We start from the raw sequence: 5563 nt of genomic DNA on the forward strand, positions 1-5563 counted from the left end.
ACGTTGAACAAGCCGTCGGGTAGCCCCGCTTCGCTGTAGATCTCGGCCAGTGCCAGCGCCGACAGCGGCGTGTTTTCCGACGGCTTGAACACCATGGCATTGCCCATGGCGAGCGCCGGTGCCGATTTCCAGCCGGCGATCTGGATCGGGTAGTTCCATGCGCCGATGCCGACACAGACGCCGAGCGCTTCGCGCCTTGTGTAGGCGAAGGGTCCGCCGAGATCGACCGACTCGCCGTTGTAGGCGGCAACGGCACCGCCGAAATATTCAAGGCAGTCCGCAGCCGAGGGCGCATCCGCCACCAACGTTTCCTGGATCGCCTTGCCGGTGTCCAGCGTCTCGATGCGAGCGAGGTCGGCGTTGCGGGCGCGTAATATGTCGGCGGCGCGGCGCAGGATGCGCCCGCGCTCGACCGGCTTCAGCCGCGCCCAGGCGGGCTGCGCCGCCCGCGCGGCCTCGACGGCGAGTTCCAGCACGTTCGGCGTTGCCGAACGCAGCATGGCGATGGTCTCGCCGGTTGCCGGATAGATGACCGGCAGCGGGGCGCCGCCTTCGTCCTCGATGTAGCGTCCGTTGACATAGTGCGATGCCGTGGGCTGAGCGCGCATGGAAGTCTCCAGATTGTCTTTCGCGGCATGCGGATCGTGCAGTCACACGATCATGCTCTATCTGTCCGACGCCTGCCAGCGCGGATTGATCCATGGTTCCTGGTTGGACGGCGCCAGCGGCGTGCGGCCAAGGATGTGATCGGATGCCTTCTCGCCGGTCATGATCGACGGCGCATTGAGATTGCCGTTGGTGACGCGCGGGAAGATCGAGGAATCGGCGACCCGCAATCCTTCGACGCCGATGACCCGGCACTCCGGATCGACGACGCTCATCACGTCGTCGGCGCGGCCCATCTTGCAGGTGCCGCAAGGATGGTAGGCGCTCTCCGCGTGATCCCGGATGAAGATGTCGAGATCGTCGTCCGACTGCACGTGGCTGCCCGGCGATATCTCCTTGCCTCGATAGGGATCGAACGCCGACTGGCCGAAGATCTCGCGGGTCAGCCGGATGCAGTGGCGGAACTCCGCCCAGTCGTCTGGATGCGACATGTAGTTGAAGTGGATCATCGGTTTCGATTTCGGGTCCGGCGAGCGCAGCGTCACCGACCCCCGCGACTTCGAGCGCATCGGTCCGACATGCGCCTGGAAGCCGTGCGACTTGGCCGCCGCCTTGCCGTCATAGCGGACTGCCGCGGGGATGAAATGGTACTGGATGTCGGGGTAGTCGACGCCGGCACGCGATCGCACGAAGGCCGCCGCTTCGAAATGGTTGGTGGCGCCTAGCCCGTTCTTGAGGAACAGCCACTGCGCCCCGATGAGCGCTTTCGAGAACGGATTCAGCACCGAATTGAGCGTGATCGGCAGCAATGATTCCTGCTGGATGTAGAGCTCCATATGGTCCTGCAGGTTGCGGCCGACGCCGGGCCTGTCGGCCACCACCGGAATGCCGTTTTCGCGCAGATGCTCGGCCGGACCGATGCCGGACAGCATCAGGATCTTGGGCGAATTGATCGACGATGCGGCGACGATTACCTCACGTCGCGCCTTAACGACCTGAATCTGTTTGTGAGCTTCGATCTCGACGCCGATGGCGCGCTGATTCTCGATGATCACCCGCCGCGCAAAGCCCTTGACCAGACTGACGTTTTTGCGCTTCAGCGCCGGCTTCAGATAGGCTGATGCCGCCGACCATCGGCGGCCGCCGCTGATGGTCTGCTCCATCGGCCCAAAACCTTCCTGCTTGGAACCGTTATAGTCCTCCGTCAGTTCGAACCCGGCCTGGCGGCCAGCCTCGACGAAGGCGCCATAGAGCGGATTTTTACGCGAGCCGCGCTGCACATGCAGCGGCCCGCCGTGCCCGCGCCAGCCATCCTCGCCGCCATCCGAATCCTCCATGCGCTTGAAATAGGGGAGCACGTCGGCGAAGCCCCAGCCGGCCGCACCCTCTTCGGCCCAATGGTCGAAGTCGCGGGCGTGGCCGCGCACATAGACCATGCCGTTGATCGAGGACGAGCCGCCGATAACCTTGCCGCGCGGTGTCGCCAGCACACGGCCGCCGAGATGCGGCTCCGGCTCGCTGGCAAAGCCCCAGTCGTAGAGGCTCATGTTGAGCGGGATCGACAGCGCCGACGGCATCTGGATCAGCGGCCCGATATCGCTGCCGCCGAATTCGATGACGATGACCGAATGCTTGCCGTCTTCCGACAGGCGATAGGCCATGGCCGAGCCGGCCGAGCCGGAGCCGATGATGACGAAATCCGCTTCAAGCATGGTTCATATGCGCCATGAAATCGGCGAGCGAGACATTGCCGCCGGTAGCCACAACAAGGACGGTCTTGTCCTTCACATCCACCTTGCCGCCGAGCAATGCCGCGATCGACGCCGCCCCCGACGGTTCGAGCACCAGCTTCATGCGCTCGAAGGCGATCCGCATCGCGCGCCGCACCGATTGGTCGTCGACGGTGATGCCGTGAACACCCGCCGTCTTGACCGCGGCAAACGGAGCATCGCCCGGCCGTCGCGACATCAAACCGTCGCAGATCGATTTCGGCCCGATCGGCATCGTCTCGATGCTGCCATGCGCCAGCGACGAGCCCATGCCATTGAAACCTTCCGGCTCGACGCCGATGATCTCTGTGGCGGGCGACAGATAATGGAAGGCGAGCGAAACGCCGCCGATCAACCCACCGCCACCGACCGAGCAGAACAAGAGGTCGGCGCTGGCACCTTTGGCTTCGAGTTGGTCAAGCGCTTCGAGGCCGGCGCCCGCCTGGCCGGCGACGATCTCCGGATCGTCGAATGGATGCAGCAGCGCCAGGCCCTCTGTCTCGGCGATCTCGCGCGCCTTGGCGGCGGCGACTTCCTCCCGCGCGCGCTCGCCATGGTCGGTCAGCACGACGCGGGCGCCATAGCCCGCCGTGGCATCACGCTTGGCGGCCGGTGCGTCGATCGGCATGACGATGGTGACGGGAACGCCAAGCGCCTGGCCGGCAGCCGCCAGCCCTTGCGCGAAATTGCCGGAGGAGTAGGCGACGACGCCCTTCTTCGCTTCGTCAACTGAAAGCTGCTTCAGGCGCCAATAGGCGCCGCGCACCTTGAATGAGCCGGCCCATTGCAGCGATTCCGGCTTGATGAAGACGCGGGCGGCGCCGGTCTCGCGGGCTAGTGCCGTCGATTCCAGCAGCGGCGTGATCTGCGTCGCCCTGGAGGTGACGGCATAGGCCTGCTTGAGATGGTCAAGGGAGGGGACGAGAAGGTCTGACATCATTCGCCTCGCGGATACCGTTTGCTCTCTTCGAGATTGTCGAGGTTCATGTGATTGCGCATGTAACGCTCGGACGCCTTTTGCAGGGGTTGGAAATCCCAGGGGTAATAGGCGCCGTTGCGCAGCGCCGGATAGACGACCCAGCGGCGCGCCTGGCTTTCGCGGACAGCGGCGTCGAAGCCGGCCATGTCCCAGCGTGTCTGGACCTTGTCCATGAATGCCGCCACCAGGCCCGCATTGGCCGCGTCGTCGGCCAGATTGTCCCGTTCGAGCGGATCGGCTTCGAGATCGAACAGTTGCGGCGGATCGAGCTCGCAATGGACGAATTTGTATCTGCCGTCGCGGATCGCCACCAAAGGCGCATTGGACCCTTCGGCGGCATACTCCATCAACACCGGCGCGGTGCGCTCGATGCCCTCGGTGAGCGGCAGCAGCGACTGGCCGTCGGTCCACGGCGCGATCGCAGCGATGTCGATGCCGGCGAGATCGCAAAGCGTCGGCGCCACGTCGAGATTGGAGACCGGCGTCTCGATCAGCCCGGCGCGAACGCCCTTGCCGGCAATCATCAGCGGCACCCGCGCCGAACCCTCGAAGAAGCTCATCTTGAACCACAGGCCGCGCTCGCCGAGCATGTCGCCGTGATCCGAGCAGAACAGGATGATTGTGTCGTCCGCCATGCGTGTACGCTCGAGAACGTCCAGGATCTCGCCCAGCTTGTCGTCGACATAGGAGATGTTGGCGAAATAGCCCTGCCGCGAACGACGCACCTGCTCCGGTGTGATCTCGAAAGAGGGATAGTCGCTGGCGTGGTACAGCCGCCGGGAATGCGTATCCTGCTGGTCATACGCGATGAACCCGGTTTCCGGGTCCAGCGCCCGGCAATGCTCATAGAGATCCCAATACTGCTTGCGCGCGACATAGGGATCGTGCGGATGCGACAGCGAGACAGTGAGGCACCAAGGCCGATGGTTCGCATCGTCCTGTTCGCGCGAAAGCTGATAGAGCTTCTGCGTGGCCAGGAACACGACCTCGTCGTCATACTCCATCTGGTTGGTGATCTCGGCGACGCCTGCACCGGTCACCGAGCCCAGATTGTGATACCACCAGTCGATACGCTCGCCGGGCTTGCGGTAATCCGGCGTCCAGCCGAAATCGGCTGGATAAATGTCGGTCGTCAGCCGCTCCTCGAAACCATGCAACTGGTCCGGCCCAACGAAATGCATCTTGCCCGACAGGCAGGTGTAGTAGCCGGCGGCGCGCAAATGATGGGCAAAGGTCGGGATCGATGAGGCGAATTCGGCGGCATTGTCATAGACGCCGGTGCGCGACGGCAATTGCCCGCTCATGAACGAGGCACGGCCCGGCGCGCAGAGCGGCGAGGCCGTGTAGTTGTTGGCAAAGCGCGCCGAACGCGCGGCCAACGCTTTCAGATGCGGTGTATGCAGAAACTCCGCCGGTCCGTCCGGAAACAGGGTTCCGTTGAGCTGGTCGACCATGACGATCAGGAAATTGGTTCGCTTCATTGTCACTGTTTGCGCCGCTCGCCAAGTTTGGTTTCGAGATAGTCCTCGACCAGCGCGATCGCGGTCGCGGCATCGGGCACGCCGTCTTTCAGCGCCCGCCTGATGTAGAGCCCGTCGATCATCGCCGCGGTCGCTTCGGCGGCGCGGTCGGCTTCGGCTCTGGGCAAGATCCCGGTCAGCCCGCTCATCAGGTTCGAGTGCAGCCGCCGCGCGTAGACCTTGAGCAGCCGGCGCAAGGCCGATGATTTCTGCGCCTCGACATAGAAGGCGAGCCAGGCGGCGATGGTTTCCGGCTGGAACTGGATGTCGGAGAAATTGACAGCGACCACCGCCGAGACCCTTTCGCGCGCGCTATTGGCCGAGCCAAGGGCGCGCAACGTATCGGCTGTAAGCTCCGCCAGTATGTGCCGCATCGTCGCCAAGAGCAGCTCGTCCTTGGCACCAAAATAATGATGGGCAAGGGCGGACGACACGCCGGCGCGTCCGGCGATCTCGGACATGGTCACGTCGAGCGAACCGCGCTCGCCGATCGCCGAGATCGTCGCGTCGATCAGCGCCTTGCGGCGCAGCGGTTCCATTCCGATTTTCGGCATCTCGCCATGATCCTTTGAGAGAACAGGATTATTTTTTATTGACGCGTCAATCAACAAAAAAATCGGCCGCGATCTCGGCTGTACCAAGCGATTGTACGCCTCCAGCCCTTCACGAAACCGGCACGATTGTTTATC

General features: G+C 63.8%; 5 protein-coding genes. All 5 read right to left on the reverse strand.

The features are described 5' to 3' along the window. On the reverse strand, positions 1 to 608 hold a 608-nt coding region (locus EN879_RS22635; protein WP_127274257.1), incomplete at its 3' end, for an aldehyde dehydrogenase family protein. Positions 609 to 665: 57 nt separating this feature from the next. Next, positions 666 to 2318 carry a choline dehydrogenase gene (gene betA, locus EN879_RS22640; protein ID WP_013532681.1) on the reverse strand — a complete coding sequence of 551 codons (1653 nt, stop codon included), beginning with the start codon at positions 2316 to 2318 and terminating at the stop codon, positions 666 to 668. Further along, on the reverse strand, positions 2311 to 3315 hold the full coding sequence (locus EN879_RS22645) for a threonine/serine dehydratase (RefSeq protein WP_063167695.1): 1005 nt from the start codon (positions 3313 to 3315) through the stop codon (positions 2311 to 2313). Before EN879_RS22645 ends, betA begins: the two co-directional genes overlap by 8 nt. Beyond that, positions 3312 to 4841, reverse strand: coding sequence for a choline-sulfatase (gene betC, locus EN879_RS22650; RefSeq protein ID WP_063167696.1), 1530 nt, complete (start codon positions 4839 to 4841; stop codon positions 3312 to 3314). The genes EN879_RS22645 and betC overlap by 4 nt, the downstream gene beginning before the upstream one ends. After that, the gene (gene betI, locus EN879_RS22655; protein WP_013532678.1) at positions 4838 to 5428 is read right to left on the reverse strand and encodes a transcriptional regulator BetI; all 591 of its coding nucleotides are present in this window, start codon (positions 5426 to 5428) and stop codon (positions 4838 to 4840) included. The genes betC and betI overlap by 4 nt, the downstream gene beginning before the upstream one ends. Positions 5429 to 5563 lie beyond the last annotated feature (135 nt).

It is taken from the genome of Mesorhizobium sp. M7A.F.Ca.AU.002.02.1.1 (genome assembly GCF_003998535.1).
Lineage (GTDB): Bacteria > Pseudomonadota > Alphaproteobacteria > Rhizobiales > Rhizobiaceae > Mesorhizobium > Mesorhizobium ciceri.

Coding starts and splice junctions, on each gene's coding strand:
- betA (WP_013532681.1), bottom strand. CDS start 2,318: ATGCTTGAAGCGGATTTCGTCATCATCGGCTCCGGCTCGGCCGGCTCG.
- EN879_RS22645 (WP_063167695.1), bottom strand. CDS start 3,315: ATGATGTCAGACCTTCTCGTCCCCTCCCTTGACCATCTCAAGCAGGCC.
- betI (WP_013532678.1), bottom strand. CDS start 5,428: ATGCCGAAAATCGGAATGGAACCGCTGCGCCGCAAGGCGCTGATCGAC.